1 pseudogene is annotated in these 382 nt (G+C 73.3%); it reads right to left on the minus strand.

Annotation, left to right across the window (positions count from 1 at the left end):
- Positions 1-370, minus strand: a pseudogene (locus KVT44_RS55660) (amylo-alpha-1,6-glucosidase); the annotation flags it as partial.
- Between the last annotated feature and the right edge of the window lie 12 nt (positions 371-382).

Consider the following 382-nt stretch of genomic DNA (forward strand, 5'->3'; position numbering starts at 1 on the left):
AGCCCTGGTTGGCCAGGCCGGTGCCGCTGTGGTCGATGTAGGACAGGAACCCGTCTCCGGCCCGGGCGGCGGCGTCGATCCAGCCGAGCGCCGCCTTGAGCGCGGGCAGCAGCGGTTCGATGTCATCGGCGGGCAGGCCCCAGCGCCATGCGTCGTGGAGCAGGCAGATCCACAGGGGGGTCGCGTCAACCGTGCCGTAGTAGACCGGCGGCAGGCGAAGGCCCATGCCGTCGTCGAAGACCCCGCGCCGCACCTCGTGGAGGATCTTGCCCGGCTCTTCCTCCGCCGCCGGATCGGCGCGGGTGCCCTGCTGGGCGGCCAGGGTGCGCAGGGTGCCCAGTGCGAGGTCGGTGCCCAGGGGCAGGAGCATCCGTGCGGCCCA

This window comes from Streptomyces sp. GbtcB7 (genome assembly GCF_019091445.1).
Lineage (GTDB): Bacteria > Actinomycetota > Actinomycetes > Streptomycetales > Streptomycetaceae > Streptomyces > Streptomyces mirabilis.